The 16,108-nt window shown below is 74.2% G+C and carries 17 protein-coding genes and 1 tRNA gene; 5 read left to right on the plus strand and 13 right to left on the minus strand.

What is annotated here, in order from left to right:
- Nucleotides 1-195 precede the first annotated feature (195 nt).
- The 4 genes from BLT52_RS16465 to rimO all read right to left on the minus strand — a co-directional run bounded on the left by BLT52_RS16465 (nucleotide 196) and on the right by rimO (nucleotide 3,230).
- Nucleotides 196-486, minus strand: coding sequence for a helix-turn-helix domain-containing protein (locus BLT52_RS16465; protein ID WP_090595054.1), 291 nt, complete (start codon nucleotides 484-486; stop codon nucleotides 196-198).
- A 163-nt stretch (nucleotides 487-649) separates the two neighbouring features.
- Nucleotides 650-1,150, minus strand: coding sequence for a CinA family protein (locus BLT52_RS16470; protein ID WP_090595056.1), 501 nt, complete (start codon nucleotides 1,148-1,150; stop codon nucleotides 650-652).
- Nucleotides 1,147-1,728 carry a CDP-diacylglycerol--glycerol-3-phosphate 3-phosphatidyltransferase gene (gene pgsA / locus BLT52_RS16475; protein WP_090595057.1) on the minus strand — a complete coding sequence of 194 codons (582 nt, stop codon included), beginning with the start codon at nucleotides 1,726-1,728 and terminating at the stop codon, nucleotides 1,147-1,149. Before pgsA ends, BLT52_RS16470 begins: the two co-directional genes overlap by 4 nt.
- Nucleotides 1,725-3,230: a 30S ribosomal protein S12 methylthiotransferase RimO gene (gene rimO / locus BLT52_RS16480; RefSeq protein WP_090595059.1), complete on the minus strand. Its 1,506-nt coding sequence runs from the start codon at nucleotides 3,228-3,230 to the stop codon at nucleotides 1,725-1,727. Before rimO ends, pgsA begins: the two co-directional genes overlap by 4 nt.
- Before the next feature lie 224 nt (nucleotides 3,231-3,454).
- Here rimO and BLT52_RS16485 point away from each other — a divergent pair, with 224 nt between their 5' ends.
- Nucleotides 3,455-3,949 (plus strand): hypothetical protein, encoded by a 495-nt coding sequence (locus tag BLT52_RS16485; RefSeq protein ID WP_090595060.1) that lies wholly within the window; start codon nucleotides 3,455-3,457, stop codon nucleotides 3,947-3,949.
- A gap of 82 nt (nucleotides 3,950-4,031) precedes the next feature.
- Here BLT52_RS16485 and BLT52_RS16490 read toward each other — a convergent pair whose 3' ends face one another.
- From BLT52_RS16490 to BLT52_RS16500, 3 genes are all read right to left on the minus strand, one after another.
- The gene (locus BLT52_RS16490) at nucleotides 4,032-6,365 is read right to left on the minus strand and encodes an FtsK/SpoIIIE family DNA translocase (protein WP_231946653.1); all 2,334 of its coding nucleotides are present in this window, start codon (nucleotides 6,363-6,365) and stop codon (nucleotides 4,032-4,034) included.
- 315 nt (nucleotides 6,366-6,680) lie between these two features.
- Entirely contained in the window at nucleotides 6,681-7,517 is an 837-nt protein-coding gene (thiD, locus tag BLT52_RS16495) for a bifunctional hydroxymethylpyrimidine kinase/phosphomethylpyrimidine kinase (RefSeq protein ID WP_090595063.1), read from the minus strand.
- The gene (locus BLT52_RS16500) at nucleotides 7,501-8,460 is read right to left on the minus strand and encodes a thiamine-phosphate kinase (RefSeq protein WP_090595065.1); all 960 of its coding nucleotides are present in this window, start codon (nucleotides 8,458-8,460) and stop codon (nucleotides 7,501-7,503) included. Before BLT52_RS16500 ends, thiD begins: the two co-directional genes overlap by 17 nt.
- A 146-nt stretch (nucleotides 8,461-8,606) precedes the next feature.
- Between BLT52_RS16500 and BLT52_RS16505 the strand changes: the two genes are divergently transcribed.
- Both BLT52_RS16505 and BLT52_RS16510 read left to right on the plus strand, forming a co-directional pair.
- A complete protein-coding gene (locus BLT52_RS16505) occupies nucleotides 8,607-8,843 on the plus strand; it encodes an Lrp/AsnC family transcriptional regulator (protein WP_090595066.1) in 237 nt (78 codons plus the stop codon).
- A gap of 23 nt (nucleotides 8,844-8,866) precedes the next feature.
- On the plus strand, nucleotides 8,867-9,295 hold the full coding sequence (locus BLT52_RS16510) for a DUF3515 domain-containing protein (RefSeq protein WP_269457620.1): 429 nt from the start codon (nucleotides 8,867-8,869) through the stop codon (nucleotides 9,293-9,295).
- A 7-nt stretch (nucleotides 9,296-9,302) separates the two neighbouring features.
- On the opposite strand, the gene BLT52_RS16515 is transcribed toward BLT52_RS16510, so the two are convergent.
- From BLT52_RS16515 to BLT52_RS16525, 3 genes are read right to left on the minus strand one after another with little or no spacing between them, the layout of a single operon-like run.
- A complete protein-coding gene (locus tag BLT52_RS16515) occupies nucleotides 9,303-10,418 on the minus strand; it encodes a D-alanine--D-alanine ligase family protein (RefSeq protein ID WP_090595068.1) in 1,116 nt (371 codons plus the stop codon).
- A gap of 39 nt (nucleotides 10,419-10,457) precedes the next feature.
- Nucleotides 10,458-11,453, minus strand: a complete 996-nt coding sequence (locus BLT52_RS16520) for an NAD(P)H-dependent glycerol-3-phosphate dehydrogenase (protein ID WP_090595070.1) — start codon at nucleotides 11,451-11,453, stop codon at nucleotides 10,458-10,460.
- Nucleotides 11,450-12,310 (minus strand): lysophospholipid acyltransferase family protein, encoded by an 861-nt coding sequence (locus BLT52_RS16525; RefSeq protein ID WP_231946361.1) that lies wholly within the window; start codon nucleotides 12,308-12,310, stop codon nucleotides 11,450-11,452. The genes BLT52_RS16520 and BLT52_RS16525 overlap by 4 nt, the downstream gene beginning before the upstream one ends.
- Nucleotides 12,311-12,350: 40 nt before the next feature.
- Between BLT52_RS16525 and cofC the strand changes: the two genes are divergently transcribed.
- Nucleotides 12,351-12,980 carry a 2-phospho-L-lactate guanylyltransferase gene (cofC, locus tag BLT52_RS16530; RefSeq protein WP_197679084.1) on the plus strand — a complete coding sequence of 210 codons (630 nt, stop codon included), beginning with the start codon at nucleotides 12,351-12,353 and terminating at the stop codon, nucleotides 12,978-12,980.
- 30 nt (nucleotides 12,981-13,010) lie between these two features.
- Here cofC and leuD read toward each other — a convergent pair whose 3' ends face one another.
- The gene (leuD, locus tag BLT52_RS16535) at nucleotides 13,011-13,616 is read right to left on the minus strand and encodes a 3-isopropylmalate dehydratase small subunit (protein WP_090595073.1); all 606 of its coding nucleotides are present in this window, start codon (nucleotides 13,614-13,616) and stop codon (nucleotides 13,011-13,013) included.
- A gap of 14 nt (nucleotides 13,617-13,630) precedes the next feature.
- Complete coding sequence (gene leuC / locus BLT52_RS16540) at nucleotides 13,631-15,028, minus strand: 3-isopropylmalate dehydratase large subunit (RefSeq protein WP_090595074.1); 1,398 nt, start codon at nucleotides 15,026-15,028, stop codon at nucleotides 13,631-13,633.
- Nucleotides 15,029-15,154: 126 nt separating this feature from the next.
- Here leuC and BLT52_RS16545 point away from each other — a divergent pair, with 126 nt between their 5' ends.
- A complete protein-coding gene (locus BLT52_RS16545) occupies nucleotides 15,155-15,880 on the plus strand; it encodes an IclR family transcriptional regulator (protein WP_090595076.1) in 726 nt (241 codons plus the stop codon).
- A gap of 102 nt (nucleotides 15,881-15,982) precedes the next feature.
- Here the strand turns inward: BLT52_RS16545 and BLT52_RS16550 are convergent.
- Nucleotides 15,983-16,055: transfer RNA gene (locus BLT52_RS16550), tRNA-Glu, on the minus strand.
- Between the last annotated feature and the right edge of the window lie 53 nt (nucleotides 16,056-16,108).

Here is a 16,108-nt window from a genome sequence, read left to right on the forward strand (position 1 = left end):
AGTCTCCCGACGCGACGGGGGTGGCTGGGTTCCCGTGCGACGGGTGCGGCTGAGTGCGGCTGGTGCGACCCAGTTCGGTGCGACGGGTGCGGCTGGGTTCCGGCGCGACCGCGCGGCTGGGTGCCGACCAGAGGCGGTGAGGCTGGAGCGAGCCGCGGTCAGCCCGTCCAGGTCCCGGCGTGGCCGGGGCGGCGGTCAGGCGGCGACGGTGGTGTGCAGCGGGCGGATGGGCAGCACGGTGACGTTCTCCCGCACGGCCATCTTGTCGCTGACGGTGGAGAGGACCTCCGACATGGGTGTGCCCAGTGCGTCGCAGATGGAGGCCAGCAGCTCGCTGGAGGCCTCCTTCTGGCCGCGCTCGACCTCCGACAGGTAGCCCAGGCTGACCCGCGCCCGGGAGGAGACCTCGCGCAGGGTGCGGCCCTGGGCGACCCGCTGCTCGCGGAGGGACTCACCCATCAGCTCACGCAACAGAACCGGCTTCATCGCTGCCTCCCTCACCATGCTCAGACTCTACCCAGTGACCACGACACCTGAGCGATGCCCGCTCACCCTGCAGACACAGGATGGTCGGTGCGTACCCGCTCAACCCCGGTCGACACGTTCCTGTTCCCTCCCGCGGACGGCTCGGGCAGGCGCCCGGGCCGGCTCAGCGAACGCGGTCTCGGAGGGCGCGCACGGCCAGCGCCATCACGTGGCGGACGGTGTCGTTGCGCACCTGCTGCCGGTCCCCGACCAGGTGCAGCAGCTCGGTGTGGACGTCCCCACCCTCGGACACGGCGATCCAGACGTAGCCCGGCGGGTGACCCTCCGAGCCGGCGGGCCCGGCCACACCGGTGGTGGCCAGTCCCACGTCGGCCCGGAAGCGCTCGCGTGCACCCTCGGCCATGGCGCGCACGCACTCCTCGGAGATGGCGCCGTAGGCGTCCAGCAGGTCCTGGGGCACGCCGAGCACCTCGTGCTTGGCCGCGACGGCGTAGGTGACCACGCCCCCGAGCAGGACCTCCGACGACCCCGGTACCTCCGCCAGCGTGGCCGCCACCAGACCCGCGGTCAGGGACTCCGCGGTGGCCACGTCGGCGTCGGCCTCGACCAGCGCCTCGACCAGCTCCTGGGCGTCGGGGGGTACGTGCCGCTCAGCGTCGCTCATGCCCGAGCCCTACCCGCTCGACGCAGCACCACAGCCTCCCGCACGTAGTCGATGCCGGTCACGATCGTCACGACGAAGGCAGCGGCCATGGCCACCCAGGAGACGACGTCCAGCACCCCGGACAGGGGCAGCAGGTACAGCGTCAGCGCCACCGCCTGCAGCACGGTCTTGAGCTTCCCGCCCCGCCCGGCCGCCATCACCCCGTAGCGCAGCACGACGAAGCGCATCACGGTGATCCCCCACTCACGGACCAGGATGGCGATGGTCACCCACCACCACAGCTCCCCGATGATGCTGAGCCCGATGAAGGCCATCCCGGTCAGCGCCTTGTCCGCGATCGGGTCGGCCAGCTTGCCGAAGCTGGTGATCAGGTCGTGCTTGCGGGCCAGGTAGCCGTCGAGGCTGTCGGTGAGGATGGCCAGCACGAACACGGCCGTGCTGGCCAGCCGCCACCCGTCGTCGTCGGGGTGGGCCAGCAGCATCCACGCGAACACCGGCACCATCAGGATGCGGAGCAGGGTCAGCGCGTTGGGGACGTTCACGTTCGCGCTCCTGGTGGCCGGCTGGTCGGTGCTCACCGGAGCACCTCCGCCACCAGCTCCGGTCCCTCGCTCGCCACCACCACGGCCTCGACCAGGTCACCCACCGCCAGCCCGGCAGCCGGTCGCCCGTCGGGGCCGACCACCCGGGTGGCGCCGTCGACCTCGGGCCCCTGGTGGGCGCTGCGCCCGATCCAGGCCGGCTCGTCGGGGTCGTCGGTGTCGTCGGTCTCCACCAGCACCCGGACGCGCTCCCCGATCCGGTCCTCCGCCCGCTGGTCCATCATCTCGGTGGCCAGGTCGACCGCCACCGATCGGCGCTCCTCGACCACCTCCGCGGGCAGGTGCCCGTCCAGGGACGCCGCCGCGGTGCCGTCCTCGTCGGAGTAGTCGAAGACCCCGACGGCGTCGAGGCGGGCGGCCTCGACGAAGTCCAGCAGGGTCTGGAAGTCGGCCTCGCTCTCGCCGGGGAAGCCGACGATGACGTTGGAGCGGATCCCGGCCTGCGGGGCCCGCTCCCGGATGGACTCGATCAGGCCCAGGAAGGAGTCCGGGTCCCCGAAGCGCTTCATCCGGCGCAGCACCGCCGGGGCGGCGTGCTGGAAGGAGAGGTCGAAGTAGGGCACCACGCCCTCGATGGAGGTCATCGCGGTCACCAGCGAGGCCCGGGTCTCGGCCGGCTGCAGGTAGGACACCCGCACCCAGTCGATCCCGTCGACCGCGGCGAGCTCGCCCAGCATGGTCTCCATGGCCCGGATGTCGCCCAGGTCCTTGCCGTAGGAGCTGGAGTTCTCGCTCACCAGGAAGACCTCGCGCACCCCCTGCTCGGCCAGCCAGCGGGCCTCGGCCACCACGTCGGCCGGCGGGCGGGAGACGTAGGCGCCGCGGAAGCTGGGGATGGCGCAGAAGGTGCAGCGCCGGTCGCAGCCGGAGGCGATCTTGAGCGGGGCCATCGGCCCGCTGCCCAGCCGTCGCCGCACCGCCCGCGGGCCGCTGGCCGGGGCGAGGCCACCGGGGAGGTCCGGAGCGGTCTGGTGCCCGGGCACCGCGACCGACCCGGCCGCGGCAGGCCGCTGGACCGGGGAGATGGGCAGCAGCGCCCGGCGGTCCCGGGGGGCGTGGGCGACGTGGGTGCCGCCGGCCAGGATGTCCTGCAGCCGGGCGGAGACGTCGGCGTAGTCGTCGAAGCCCAGCACGGCGTCGGCCTCGGGCAGCGACTCGGCCAGGTCCCGCCCGTAGCGCTCCGCCAGGCAGCCCACGGCGACCACGGCCCGGGTGGTGCCCGCGGACTTGAGGTCGGCCGCGGCCAGCAGGGTGTCGACCGAGTCCTTCTTGGCCGACTCGACGAAGCCGCAGGTGTTGACCATCACGGCCTCGGCCTGCTCGGGGTCGTCCACCAGCCGGAACCCGCCGGCCTCGAGCCGGGCGGCGAGCTCTTCCGAGTCCACGTCGTTGCGGGCGCAACCCAGTGAGACCAGGTGCACCGTGGTGGGCTCCCCGGCCTGAGGGGGCGGGCTGGGCTGTCGTGTCTGGGTCGTCATCGCCCGCCCAGTATGTCTCGGAGACGGCGAGGGCGCCGCATCGACGCGGCGCCGACGGCCCGTCCGGACGTCCGCGGCGCAGCCCAGAGCCTCCGGCGCGACGGCTCGGTGCGGTCGCCGGGGCCGCCGGCCGACCCCGTGGCGGTGGCCTGCTGGACCCCTACCCTCGGACGTGTCCCCGCCCGTCCCGGGCGCGGCACCTGTCGACGACACGAGGAACCCCGATGACCGTCATCTCGTCCACCCGTCCCCTGGCCGCCGGGCTCGCCGCCCTGGCGCTGACGCTCGGCCTGGGCCTGACGGGCTGCTCGACGGGCGACGAGGCCGCCCAGCCCGACGCCACCGGCAGCGACACCACCACCAGCCAGCCCGAGACCGCCCCCTCCGAGGCCCCCTCCGAGACCCCTTCCGAGACGCCCTCCGAGGCCCCTTCCGAGGACGCCTCGACCGACAGCGGCGAGAGCGGGGGCAAGCCGAGCAAGGAGGAGGTCGCCACGGGGCTGAACGACCTCGTCGCGGAGATGTCCCCGGGGGCGAGCGAGGCCAGCGGGGACGTGCTGGAGAAGCTGACCACCTGCGCGGTGGACAAGATCTACGACACCGCCTCGGAGAAGTCCCTGCAGGCCATCGCCGAGGGCGACCTGAGTGGCGCCGACCCCGACGACCTGACCGACCTCTCCAACGCCATCAGCGAGTGCAGCACCGAGGTCGTGGGCTGACCTCGGGCACCACACGCACACAGCGGGCCACCAGGAGATCCTGGTGGCCCGCTGTCCGTGCGGGTGCTCAGCGTGCGGCTGCTCAGCCGTTCTGCAGGTTGCCCAGCACGGTGTCGAGCTCGTCGGGCTTGACCAGCACCTCTCGCGGCTTGGACCCCTCCGAGGGGCCGACGATGCCCCGGGTCTCCAGGATGTCCATCAGCCGCCCGGCCTTGGCGAAGCCGACCCGCAGCTTGCGCTGCAGCATCGAGGTGGAGCCGAGGTCGAGCTGGACGATCAGCTTCGCCGCCTCAAGCACCAGCTCCATGTCGTCGCCGATGTCCTCGACCACCTTCTTCGACTCCGCCGGGGCGGCGACGTCCTCGCGGTAGGTCGGCTTGAGCTGCTCGGTGACGTGCTTGACGACGTCGCGCACCTCGCCCTCGCCCACCCAGGCGCCCTGCACGCGGATGGCCTTGCCGGCCCCCATCGGCAGGAAGAGACCGTCTCCCTGACCGACCAGCTTCTCCGCACCGGGCTGGTCCAGGATGACCCGGGAGTCGGTCATCGAGGAGGTGGCCAGCGCGAGCCGGCTGGGGATGTTGGCCTTGATCAGACCGGTGACCACGTCGGTGCTCGGGCGCTGCGTGGCCAGCACCAGGTGGATGCCGGCCGCGCGGGCCAGCTGGGTGATCCGGACGATGGAGTCCTCGACGTCGCGCGGGGCCACCATCATCAGGTCGGCCAGCTCGTCGACGATCACCAGCAGGTACGGGTAGGGCGAGAGCACCCGCTCCGAGCCCGCCGGCAGCACCACCTGGTTGGCCCGCACCGCCTTGTTGAAGTCGTCGACGTGGCGGAACCCGAAGGCGGCCAGGTCGTCGTAGCGCATGTCCATCTCGCGCACGACCCACTGCAGCGCCTCGGCGGCCTTCTTGGCGTTGGTGATGATCGGGGTGACCAGGTGCGGGATGCCCTCGTAGGCGGTGAGCTCGACCCGCTTGGGGTCGACCAGCAGCATCCGGACCTCGTCGGGGGTGGCGCGCATCATCACCGAGGTGATCATCGAGTTGATCACCGAGGACTTGCCTGCGCCGGTGGCCCCGGCCACCAGCAGGTGCGGCATCTTGGCCAGGTTGGCCACCACGAACCCGCCCTCGACGTCCTTGCCCAGCCCGACGGTCATCGGGTGGTGGTCGTTGCGCGCCTTGTTGGAGCGGAGCACGTCGCCGAGGGTGACGATCTCCTTGTCCACGTTGGGGATCTCGATGCCGATCGCGGACTTGCCCGGGATCGGGGACAGGATCCGCACGTCGGCGCTGGCCACCGCGTACGCGATGTTGCGGCTCAGGGCGGTGACCTTCTCCACCTTCACCGCCGGGCCGAGCTCCACCTCGTAGCGGGTCACCGTCGGCCCGCGGGTGTAGCCGGTGACGGTGGCGTCGATGCCGAACTCCGACATCACGTTGGTCAGCTGGCCGACCACGGCGTCCGACGCCGCGGTACGGGCCTTGGGCACCGTCCCGTTCTTGAGCGCGGCGGAGTCGGGCAGCAGGTACTGGACGTCACCGGAGAGGGTGAGCTGCTCGACCCGCTGCGGGATCGGGGAGTGGTTCGGGGCCTCCAGCGGGGTGACGTCCATGGCCGTGGCGGCCACGGCCTCCCCCGGCGGCAGACCGGCGGTGACCCTCCGGGCGGCGACCGACTCCTCGTCGTCGGCCTCGTCGCCCTGGTCCTCGGCCTGGTGCTCGGTGGTGTCCTGCGCCGGTGCTGCGGTCTCGTCGGGGACCTCGCCGGTGCTCAGCCCGCGGCGACCGCGCCGGCTCGGGCGCTCCTCGACCAGCGGGGTGTCGTAGGCCTCGTCGACGCCGTACTCGATGTCGTCGGGGCGACGCTCCAGGCGGTGCTGGCGGGCGGCGGCGCGGACGGCGCGGACCCGCCCCGGCATCTCGTGCAGCGGGATCCCCACCACGACCACCACGCCGAAGAGGGTGAGCAGCACCAGCAGCGGGACGGCCACCCAGACGGTGAGCAGCTCCGAGAGCAGGCTGGAGGAGATGAACCCCAGCACCCCGCCGGCCGCCCGCAGCGCGAGCGGGTCCGACGGCTCGGGGATGCCCTTGGCCACGCTGACCAGGCCGAGCAGGCCGAGGGCGAGCGACATCCAGCCGACGACCTGGCGCCCGGCCGGGCCGTTGCGGTCGGGGTGGCGCAGCGTCCGCCAGGCCATCCCGCCGAAGAAGAGGGGCGCGGCGAAGGCGAGGGTGCCGATCACCGAGCTGACGCCGGTGTGGATCCAGCCGCCGACGGGGTCGGGCAGCCCGAACCAGAACTCGGCCGCGAGCACGATGGTGGTGGCCAGCAGCAGCAGCCCGGCGCCGTCGCGGCGCAGGGCGGGGTCGACCTGGTCCTCCCCCGGGCCGACGCTGCGGGCCATGTGGCCCACGCCGTGGGCCAGGCCCGAGAAGAGCGCGGCGACGCCCGAACCGAGCACCGCCCAGACCGAGCGGCGCGGTGGACGCCTCGGGGTGGCCCGTCGGCTGCCGCCGCCGCGGCTCGCCCCCTGGGGAGGACGCTTCGCCGGCGGGCGTGCGGAGGTCGTGCGGGGGGATGTGCTGCTCTTGCTTCCGGACGACCGCGGACGGCTGGACCCGGCCCGGTTGCCCGGACTAGGAGCTTTCGACCGCGGTGGGGAAGACGCGCGGGTCGCCATGTTCGGGAGGCTACGCCATGGACGTCGACCCGCTCCGCCTCACACGCCGGGGACGGCCCCCCGCAGCTGCCACAGGTGGTCCACCGGCCCGATGCCCGCCCCGAGGGCGAAACCGGTGCGGATCCCGCCGGTGGTGTAGTCCTTGGCCCCGGCCACCGCCACCGCCATCTCCTGCCCCAGCGCCAGCCGGCTGGCGATCGCCGAGGCCAGGGTGCAGCCGGTGCCGTGGGTGTGGGCGTTGTCGGCCCGCTCGGCGGTGAAGGTGAGCGGCACCGACCCCGGCGCGGCGGAGAGCAGCAGGTCGGTCGGCGGTCCGACCCTGTGACCGCCCTTGACCAGCGCCCACCCGGCGCCGGTGCCCAGCAGCGCCTGGGCCAGCTCGGCCGGGGTGGCGTCCTCCGCCAGCCCGGACAGCAGCACCGCCTCGCCCAGGTTCGGCGTCACCACCGTGGCCCGGGGCAGCAGCAGCTCGCGCATCGCCGCCACCGCCTCGGGGGCCACCAGCGGGTCACCGTGCTTGGAGGCGCAGACCGGGTCCACCACCACCGGGGTGCCCTCGGGCAGCGTGGCCAGCAGCCCGGCCACCAGCTCGACCACCTCCACCGTGCCCAGCATCCCGGTCTTCACCGCGTCCACGCCGATGTCGTCCACGACGCTGCGGAACTGCCCGCTGACCGCCTCCGCGGGCAGCGGCCACCAGCCCTGGACGCCGAGGGAGTTCTGGGCGGTGACCGCGGTGAGCACGCTCATCCCGTGCACGCCGTGGGCCATCATCGTCTTCAGGTCGGCCTGGATCCCCGCTCCCCCACCGGAGTCCGAGCCGGCCACGGTGAGCACCCGCGCCGTGGGCAGGCCCGGCTCAGCCGAAGTGGTCATGTCCCTGTCCTCCCTCACGCACCGCGCCGTCGACGGTGACCCGCGGGCCGTCCGGGCCCGGCTGCTGCACCCGGCCGACCGGGGTCCAGCCCTCCGGCACCGCGCCGGTGGCGAAGGTGGCGGCGAGGGCGTGGTCCTCCCCGCCGGTCAGCACGAAGTCCATCGGGTCGCGTCCGGTGGCCTGGGCGACCGTGGCCAGCACCGGTGCCACCTCGAACGCGCCGGCGTCCAGGTCGACCGCGACCCCGGACGCCCGCGCCACGTGACCCAGGTCGGCGAGCAGCCCGTCGGAGACGTCGACCATGGCGGTGGCCCCGGCCAGCCGTGCCTGCCGGCCCGCCCCCCAGGGGACCTCCGGGGCCAGCTGGGCGGCCACGGCAGCCCGCGGCGAGCGGAACCCGCGGGCCAGCACGGCCAGCCCGGCCGCCGCCCAGCCCAGCCGTCCGCGCAGCGCGACCACGTCACCGGGACGAGCCCCGGCCCGGGTCACCGGCTCCCCGTCCAGGCGACCGACCACCGTCACGGCCACGGTCACGTCACGGCTGCGGGTGGTGTCCCCGCCGACCAGACCGAACCCGGAGCGCTCGCACTCCTCCAGCACCCCCTGGTGGAAGAAGCGCAACCACGTCAGCGGCAGGTCGGCCGGGGCGGAGAGCGAGATCAGCAGCGTCCAGGGGTCGGCCCCCATCGCCTCGACGTCGGCCCCCGCCGCGGCCACCGCCTTGCGGCCGGTCTCCAGCCCGGTGGACCAGTCGCGACGGAAGTGCACGCCCTCGACCATCGTGTCGGTGGAGACCACCAGCCGGCCGGCGCCCTCCAGCACGGCCGCGTCGTCACCGGGCCCCAGGAACACCCCCGGGTGGGCCGACAACCCCTTCGTGAACAGGGCGACGGCCCCGAACTCCCCCAGCCCACCCAGGGTGGTGGGCGCCTGCTCCGCCATCGCCGCTACGGCTCCTCGCGCTGCTCGTCCTCGGCGCCCGTCCCCCGGGCGCCCTGGTCCGGACACGGTAGCGTGACCGCGCCGGCGGCCGGCCGCGCGCCGGACCGCGGCGCCCCGGGGCGACGTGCGGGAGAGGAGCTCCGACGATGAGCGTGCAGGCCTACGTGCTGGTGCAGACCGCGGTCGGCCGCGCGGTGGAGGTGTCGGAGCGGATCCGCACCCTGCCGGGCGTGCGGGTGGCCCGCGACGTCACCGGTCCCTACGACGTGGTGGTCGAGGTCGAGGCCGACACCATGGACGACCTGGGCCGCCTGGTGGTGGCTCAGGTGCAGCAGGTGCCGGGGATCACCCGCACCGTGACCTGCCCGGTGGTGAACCTCTGAGGGCGCGGACGGCCGCCGTCCTGCTGGCCGGGGCGCTCGCGCTCACCGCCTGCAGCGCCGAGGTGGCCCTCGAACCCCCGACCCCCGACCCGGCTTCGGCCGCGGTCTGCGCGGAGCTGGTGCCGGCGCTGCCCGCGACGCTGGCCGGCCAGCCCGCCCGCGAGGTGACCGGCCCGCGGGAGCTGGTGGCGGCCTGGGGCACCCCGCCGATCACGGTCCGCTGCGGCGTCCCCCAGCCCGCGGCGCTGGAGCCGACCAGCCAGTGCTTCGAGGTCCAGGGGGTGGGTTGGTTCGCCGAGCCGGTGCCCGAGGGCTACCTGTTCACCACCATCGGCCGGACGGCCTTCGTGGAGGTCGGTGTCCCGAGCCGCTACGCACCGGAGGCCGACGTGCTGGTGGAGCTGGCGCCCGCGGTCTCGGCCCACGACCCGGTGCAGCGCCCCTGCGTGTGAGCGCCGGTCAGCGCAGGCCGAGCGGCCGGGCCAGGGCCAGCTCGACCAGGCGGGCGACCAGGTCGGGGTAGCCGAGCCCGCTGGCCGACCAGACCATGGGGAACATCGAGTGCTCGGTGAAGCCGGGCATGGTGTTGATCTCGTTGACCAGGACCTGGCCGTCACGGGTGACGAAGGTGTCCACCCGGCCCAGCCCCTCCGCGCCCACGGCGGTGAAGGTGCGCACCGCGACCTCGCGCACGCGGGCGACGACGTCCTCCTCCATCACCGCCGGCACCAGCAGGTCGACCTGCTCCTCCTCGGGCAGGTACTTGGCCTCGAAGTCGTAGAAGCCCGACGCCGTCCGGGTGACGATCTCGGCCACCACCGAGGTCTCCGGCCCGGCCGGGCCGTCCAGCACGCCGCACTCGATCTCACGGGCCTCCACCAGGCCCTTCTCCACCACGCACTTGGGGTCGTGGGCCAGTGCCGTCTCGACGGCCGGGACCAGCCCGGACGGCTCGTCCACCCGGGTGATGCCGATGCTGGACCCGCCGCGGGCGGGCTTGACGAACACCGGGAACCCCAGGGTGGCCACGGCCTCCAGGCAGAGGCTCTGGTCCGCCGCCCACCGCGCCGCGGTGAAGGAGGTCCACGGACCGACCGGGAGCCCGGCGGCGGACAGCACCTGCTTCATCCGCTCCTTGTCCATCGAGACCGCGCTGGCGCTGACCCCGGAGCCCACGTAGCGCAGCCCCAGCATCTCGAACATGCCCTGGATGGTGCCGTCCTCGCCGTAGGGCCCGTGCAGCAGCGTGAAGGCGACGTCGACCACCACCTCCTCGACCAGCCGGTCCCCCTCGCGGGAGGCCAGCACGACCTGGTCGCCGGCGGGGAGCAGCACCGCCTGCGGGCGTCCGGGAGGGACGGTGGGCAAGCGGCCGTCCACGGTGACCAGGGCCGCGACGTCCTCGGCCGCGACCCGCAGCCAGGCCCCGTCCGCCGTGATCCCGATGCCCACCACGTCGTAGCGCTCGGCGTCCAGGGCCGCCACCACTCCGGCGGCGGTCAGGCAGGAGACCCCGTGCTCGGTGCTGGCGCCGCCGAAGACGACGGCGACGGTGGGTCGACGGGGATGGGTCATGGTGGCCTCTCGCTCGGGTGCGGACCACACCCTAGGCGCTCAAGTGCGCTCGGGCTTGGGGGCGCGCGAGAGGAGCAGCCGGAGGGCCTCGGGCGGGGTGAGGGCCCCGTTGACCACCCGCTGCACCCCGGTGACGATCGGCATGTCGACCCCGTGGGTGCGGGCCAGGTCGGCGATGGACTCGCAGGACTTGACGCCCTCGGCCACGCCCTGGCTGACCGCGGTGGCCTCCTCGACCCCCAGCCCGCGGCCCAGGTGCTCCCCGAAGGTGCGGTTGCGCGACAGCGGGGACATGCAGGTGGCGGCCAGGTCACCCATCCCGGCGAGCCCGGCGAAGGTGTGCGGGTCCGCACCCATCGCCTCCCCCAGCCGCGCCGTCTCGGCCAGGCCCCGGGTCATCACCGAGGCCATGGCGTTCGCGCCGTAGCCCAGCCCCGAACCCATCCCGACCGCCAGCGCGATCACGTTCTTGGTGGCCCCGGCCAGCTCGCAGCCCAGGACGTCGCCGTTGGTGTAGGGCCGGAAGGTGGGGCTGTGGCAGACGGTCTGGAGCCGCAGCGCGGTGGCCTCGGCGGCGGCGGCCACCACGGCGGCGGCGGGCTGGCGCTCGGCGATCTCGCGGGCCAGGTTCGGTCCGGTGACGATCCCGATCCGCTCCGGGTGCACCGCCCCGGCCTCGGCGATCACCTGGCTCATCCGCTGGTCGGTGCCGAGCTCGATCCCCTTGGCCAGGCTGACCACCAGCGCCGACGCCGGCAGCCGCCAGCCGCGGAGGGACTCCCGCAGCCGCTGGGAGGGCACCGCGAGCACCACGACCTCGGCGCCGTCGAGGGCCTCGACCGGGTCGCTGGTGGCCCGCACGGCGGCGGGCAGCTCCACGTCGCTGAGGTAGCCGGGGTTGCGGGAGGTCCGGTTGACCCCCTCGGCCACCTCGGGCCGGCGCGCCCACAGCACCACCTCGCTGCCCGCGTCGGCCAGCACCAGGGAGAAGGCGGTGCCCCAGGCACCGGCACCCATCACGCTCACCCGGGTCATCTGGTCTCCTCCTCGTGCCGGCCGGGTCCGGCCTGGTCGTCGTGCTGCTCGGGGCCGGCCGGGTCGGTGACCCCGCCCGGCACGGACGGTGCGACCCGGCGTCCCAGCTCCAGGTCCCAGCGACCGGCCGGCGGCACCTGCTGGCGCAGCTCGGCCACCAGCGCGGTGATCGCGGTGGCGATGCGCTCGGTCGCCTCCCGCACCACCTCCTCGTCCAGCGGGCGGGCACGCAGGTCGTCCAGGGGCACCGGCGGCCCGGCCACCACCCGCGAGACGGGGCGGCGCCAGACCCGGGGGAAGGTCAGCCTCCGGCCGGGCATCAGCTCCTGGACGCCCCACTGGCCGACCGGCACCACCGGGCAGCCGGTGGCCAGGGCGATCCGCGCCGCCCCCGAGCGCAGCCGCATCGGCCAGCCGTCCGGGTCGGCGGTGATGGTGCCCTCGGGGTAGATGCTGACCAGCCGCCCCTCCTGCACCGCCCGCTGCGCGGCCAGCACGGCCTCGCGGGCCCGGTCGGTGCCGCGGTCGACCCGGATCTGGCCGGCGGAGCGGGCGATCCGGCCGACCACCGGAGCGTCGAACAGCTCGGCCTTGGCCATGAAGCGCGGCCAGCGACCGGACCAGGCGATGAAGTGGCCGTAGCTGAGGAAGTCGGCGTTGGAGATGTGGTTGACCACCACCACCCCCCCGCCGGTGGCCGGGACGCGCTCGAGGTGACGCCAGTCGGGTCGGGTCAGGTGGCGCATCAGCCAGCCCAGCACGGCGACGCAGCGGTGGATGAACGGCTCCGGCGGGTCCCTCATCACGCTCGCCAGCGGTCGGCGGGCGAGGGCCGCGGAGGCGTCCAGGGTGTCCATCGGCGTCACCCTACCGGCGCGCTGCGGATAGGTTCGCCGGGTGCAGGGGCAAGCGGAGCAGGTGGCGGCCGTGGTCGCGGTGAAGGCGTGGTCGCGGGCCAAGAGCCGCCTGGACGCGCTGCCCGCCGAGCGGCGCTCCGGGCTGGCGGCCGCGATGGCCCTGGACACCTGCCTGGCCCTGACCGGCGCCGGGCTGCGGCTGCTGGTGGTCACCGACGAGCCGCTGCTGCCGGCGCGCTGGTCCGCGGCGGGGGTGCCGGTGGAGGTGCTGGGCGACCCGGGGACGGATCTCAACGGCGCGCTCACCGCGGGGGACGCCGAGCTGCGTCGCACCGGCGCCTCCACGGTGCTGGCGGTGGTCGCCGACCTCCCCTGCCTGGTGCCCGCCGCGGTGTCGGGTCTGCTCGCCGCCGCCGGTGCCGGACGGGGACGCTGGTTCGTGCCCGACAGCACCGGGGTGGGCACCACGGTGCTGCTGGCCCGGGACCGGGAGCTCGAGCCGCGGTTCGAGGGTGCTTCGGCCGACCGCCACCGACGCAGCGGCGCACAGCCCCTGGCCGCCCCGGCCGGGGTGCGTCGCGACGTCGACGACGAGGTCTCGCTGGAGCGGGCGCTGGAGCTCGGGGTCGGGGCGCACACCGCGGCCTGGGCCGCGGACCGGCCGGGCTGACCCGGGCCGGTCAGCCGGTCGGGTGCGGGCTCAGCCGGCGGTGCGGGCCGGGAGGGTGAGGGGCCTGAACGCCGGGCGGCTGGCCTCGAAGGCGGTGATGTCGGTCTCGCTGCGCAGGGTGAGGGCGATGTCGTCCAGTCCCTCCATCAGACGCCACCGCGTGTAGTCGTCGATCGAGAAGTCGACCGACAGCGCGCCGGCGGTGACCTGACGGGCTCCGAGGTCGACGGTGAGGGCCAGCGCGGGGTCGGCCTCGATGGCGTCCCACAGCCGCTCGACGTCGCCCTGGTCGACCACGGCGACGAGCAGCCCGGACTTGCCGGAGTTGGAGCGGAAGATGTCACCGAACCGGGAGCCGATGATCACCTTGAAGCCGTAGTTCTGCAGGGCCCAGACCGCGTGCTCGCGGGAGGAGCCGGTGCCGAAGTCGGGGCCGGCGACGAGGATGTCCGCCCCGGAGTGCTCGGGCCGGTTGAGCACGAAGTCCGGGTCGTTGCGCCAGGCGGCGAACAGCCCGTCCTCGAAGCCGGAGCGGGTGACCCGCTTGAGGTACACCGCCGGGATGATCTGGTCGGTGTCGACGTTGCTGCGGCGCAGCGGCAGCGCGGTGCCGGTGTGGGTGGTGAAGGCGTCCATGGTTCTCCCCGGTCTCAGAGGTCGGCCGGGGCACTCAGGGTGCCCGCGACGGCGGTGGCGGCGGCGACGGCGGGCGAGACCAGGTGGGTGCGCCCGCCCTTGCCCTGCCGGCCCTCGAAGTTGCGGTTGGAGGTCGAGGCAGCACGCTCCCCGGGGGCGAGCTGGTCGGGGTTCATGCCCAGGCACATCGAGCAGCCCGCGGCACGCCACTCCGCGCCGGCGGCCAGGAAGACCTGGTCCAGCCCCTCGGTCTCGGCCTGCAGCCGGACCCGGGCCGAACCCGGGACGACGAGCATCCGGACGCCCTCGGCGACCGAACGGCCCTCGATCACCGAGGCGGCCAGCCGCAGGTCCTCGATCCGGCCGTTGGTGCAGGAGCCGAGGAAGACGGTGTCGACCGCGACCTGGCGCATCGGCGTCCCGGCCTCCAGCCCCATGTACTGCAGCGCACGCTCGGCGGCGCTGCGGTCGGTCGGGTCGGTGAAGCTCTCCGGGGTGGGGACGGAGCCACCCAGCGGGATGCCCTGACCGGGGTTGGTGCCCCAGGTGACGAAGGGGGTGAGGGTCTCGGCGTCGATGTCGACCTCGACGTCGAAGGTGGCGTCGTCGTCGGTGCGCAGCGTCTGCCAGTACTCCACCGCGGCGTCCCAGTCCGCACCGGTCGGGGCGTGGGGACGTCCCTGCAGGTAGTCGAAGGTGGTCTGGTCCGGCGCGATCATGCCGGCCTTGGCGCCCCACTCGATCGACATGTTGCAGATGGTCATCCGGCCCTCCATCGAGAGCGCCTCGATGGCCTCACCGCGGTACTCCACGATGTGGCCGGCCCCGCCGCCGGTGCCCACCTCGGCGATCAGCGCCAGCACCAGGTCCTTCGCGGTGACGCCGTCGGGCAGCTTCCCCGACACGTTCACGGCCATCGTCCTCGGACGGGCCTGCGGCAGGGTCTGGGTGGCCAGCACGTGCTCGACCTCGGAGGTGCCGATGCCGAAGGCGATGGCCCCGAAGGCGCCGTGGGTGGAGGTGTGGGAGTCACCGCACACCACCGTCATGCCGGGCTGGGTGACCCCGAGCTGCGGGCCGATGATGTGCACCACGCCCTGGTCCTTGTCCCCCAGGCTGTGCAGCCGGATGCCGAACTCCTCGGCGTTGCGGCGCAGGGTGTCGACCTGGGTGCGCGAGACCGGGTCCGCGATCGGCTGGTCGATGTTCAGCGTCGGGGTGTTGTGGTCCTCGGTGGCCAGCGTGAGGTCGGGTCGGCGGACCGGGCGGCCGGCCTGGCGCAGGCCGTCGAAGGCCTGCGGGCTGGTCACCTCGTGGACCAGGTGGAGGTCGATGTAGAGGAGGTCGGGCTCACCCTCCGCGGAGCGCACCACGTGGTCGTCCCAGACCTTCTCACTCAGCGTCCTGCCCATCAGCCCACTTCACTTCCTCGTCCGCGGGACGCGGTGCGCGCCCCTCCCTGGTGACCGCCCCACCCTGCTCCAGCAGGGGTCGGCAGCCGATTTGCATATCAGCATGCGAGACAGCAGTATCAGTACATGGACAACTCTAGCGGAGTCGGCGTGCTCGACAAGGCGGCGGCTGTGCTCAGCGCCCTCGAGACCGGCCCCACCACGCTGGCCGGTCTGGTGACCGCCACCGGTCTGGCCCGACCCACCGCCCACCGCCTCGCGGTGGCCCTGGAGCACCACCGCCTGGTCAGCCGCGACCTGCAGGGGCGCTTCGTGCTCGGTCCCCGGCTCGCCGAGCTCGCCTCGGCCGCCGGCGAGGACCGTCTGCTGGCCACCGCCGGGCCCGTCCTGGCCCGGTTGCGCGACATCACCGGTGAGTCCGCGCAGCTGTTCCGCCGCCAGGGCGACCTCCGCATCTGCGTGGCCGCGGCCGAGCGCACCTCCGGGCTGCGCGACTCCGTCCCGGTGGGGTCGCAGCTCACCATGTCGGCCGGCTCGGCCGCCCAGGTCCTGCTGGCCTGGGAGGAGCCGGACCGGATGCAGCGCGGGCTCCGCGGCTCCCTCTTCTCCGCCGTGGCGCTGGCCTCGGTCCGCCGGCGCGGCTGGGCCCAGTCGGTCGGCGAGCGCGAGGCCGGGGTCGCCTCGGTGTCCGCGCCGGTGCGCTCCCCCTCGGGCAAGGTGATCGCGGCGGTCAGCGTCTCCGGTCCGATCGAGCGGCTCTCCCGCCAGCCCGGCCGGATGCACGCCCCGGCCGTGATGGCCGCCGCCGAGCGGCTGTCGGAGGTCCTGCGGCGCAGCGGCCAGGAGGGCTGAGCCGAGGGGGCCCCGGCGGCGGCGCCCGGGAGCCCCACGGCCGCCTCGAAGCACCCTGGAACACAGCGAGACCCCCTCCGGTGGAGGGGGTCTCGCTCGCTGTAGCCCCGACGGGATTCGAACCCGCGCTACCGCCTTGAGAGGGCGGCGTGCTAGGCCGCTACACAACGGGGCCCTAGCTGTCACCGTCATCCGGCGACCGGTGGAGACTACCAGCGGCGGCCGTGA

It is taken from the genome of Auraticoccus monumenti, from assembly GCF_900101785.1.
Lineage (GTDB): Bacteria > Actinomycetota > Actinomycetes > Propionibacteriales > Propionibacteriaceae > Auraticoccus > Auraticoccus monumenti.

Excerpts from the sequence above, each read along its gene's own strand:
- BLT52_RS16465 (WP_090595054.1), bottom strand. The coding sequence starts at position 486 with ATGAAGCCGGTTCTGTTGCGTGAGCTGATGGGTGAGTCCCTCCGCGAG.
- BLT52_RS16470 (WP_090595056.1), bottom strand. The coding sequence starts at position 1,150 with ATGAGCGACGCTGAGCGGCACGTACCCCCCGACGCCCAGGAGCTGGTC.
- rimO (WP_090595059.1), bottom strand. The coding sequence starts at position 3,230 with ATGACGACCCAGACACGACAGCCCAGCCCGCCCCCTCAGGCCGGGGAG.
- BLT52_RS16485 (WP_090595060.1), top strand. The coding sequence starts at position 3,455 with ATGACCGTCATCTCGTCCACCCGTCCCCTGGCCGCCGGGCTCGCCGCC.
- BLT52_RS16490 (WP_231946653.1), bottom strand. The coding sequence starts at position 6,365 with ATGGCCCGCAGCGTCGGCCCGGGGGAGGACCAGGTCGACCCCGCCCTG.
- thiD (WP_090595063.1), bottom strand. The coding sequence starts at position 7,517 with ATGACCACTTCGGCTGAGCCGGGCCTGCCCACGGCGCGGGTGCTCACC.
- BLT52_RS16500 (WP_090595065.1), bottom strand. The coding sequence starts at position 8,460 with ATGGCGGAGCAGGCGCCCACCACCCTGGGTGGGCTGGGGGAGTTCGGG.
- BLT52_RS16505 (WP_090595066.1), top strand. The coding sequence starts at position 8,607 with ATGAGCGTGCAGGCCTACGTGCTGGTGCAGACCGCGGTCGGCCGCGCG.
- BLT52_RS16515 (WP_090595068.1), bottom strand. The coding sequence starts at position 10,418 with ATGACCCATCCCCGTCGACCCACCGTCGCCGTCGTCTTCGGCGGCGCC.
- BLT52_RS16520 (WP_090595070.1), bottom strand. The coding sequence starts at position 11,453 with ATGACCCGGGTGAGCGTGATGGGTGCCGGTGCCTGGGGCACCGCCTTC.
- BLT52_RS16525 (WP_231946361.1), bottom strand. The coding sequence starts at position 12,310 with ATGGACACCCTGGACGCCTCCGCGGCCCTCGCCCGCCGACCGCTGGCG.
- leuD (WP_090595073.1), bottom strand. The coding sequence starts at position 13,616 with ATGGACGCCTTCACCACCCACACCGGCACCGCGCTGCCGCTGCGCCGC.
- leuC (WP_090595074.1), bottom strand. The coding sequence starts at position 15,028 with ATGGGCAGGACGCTGAGTGAGAAGGTCTGGGACGACCACGTGGTGCGC.
- BLT52_RS16545 (WP_090595076.1), top strand. The coding sequence starts at position 15,155 with ATGGACAACTCTAGCGGAGTCGGCGTGCTCGACAAGGCGGCGGCTGTG.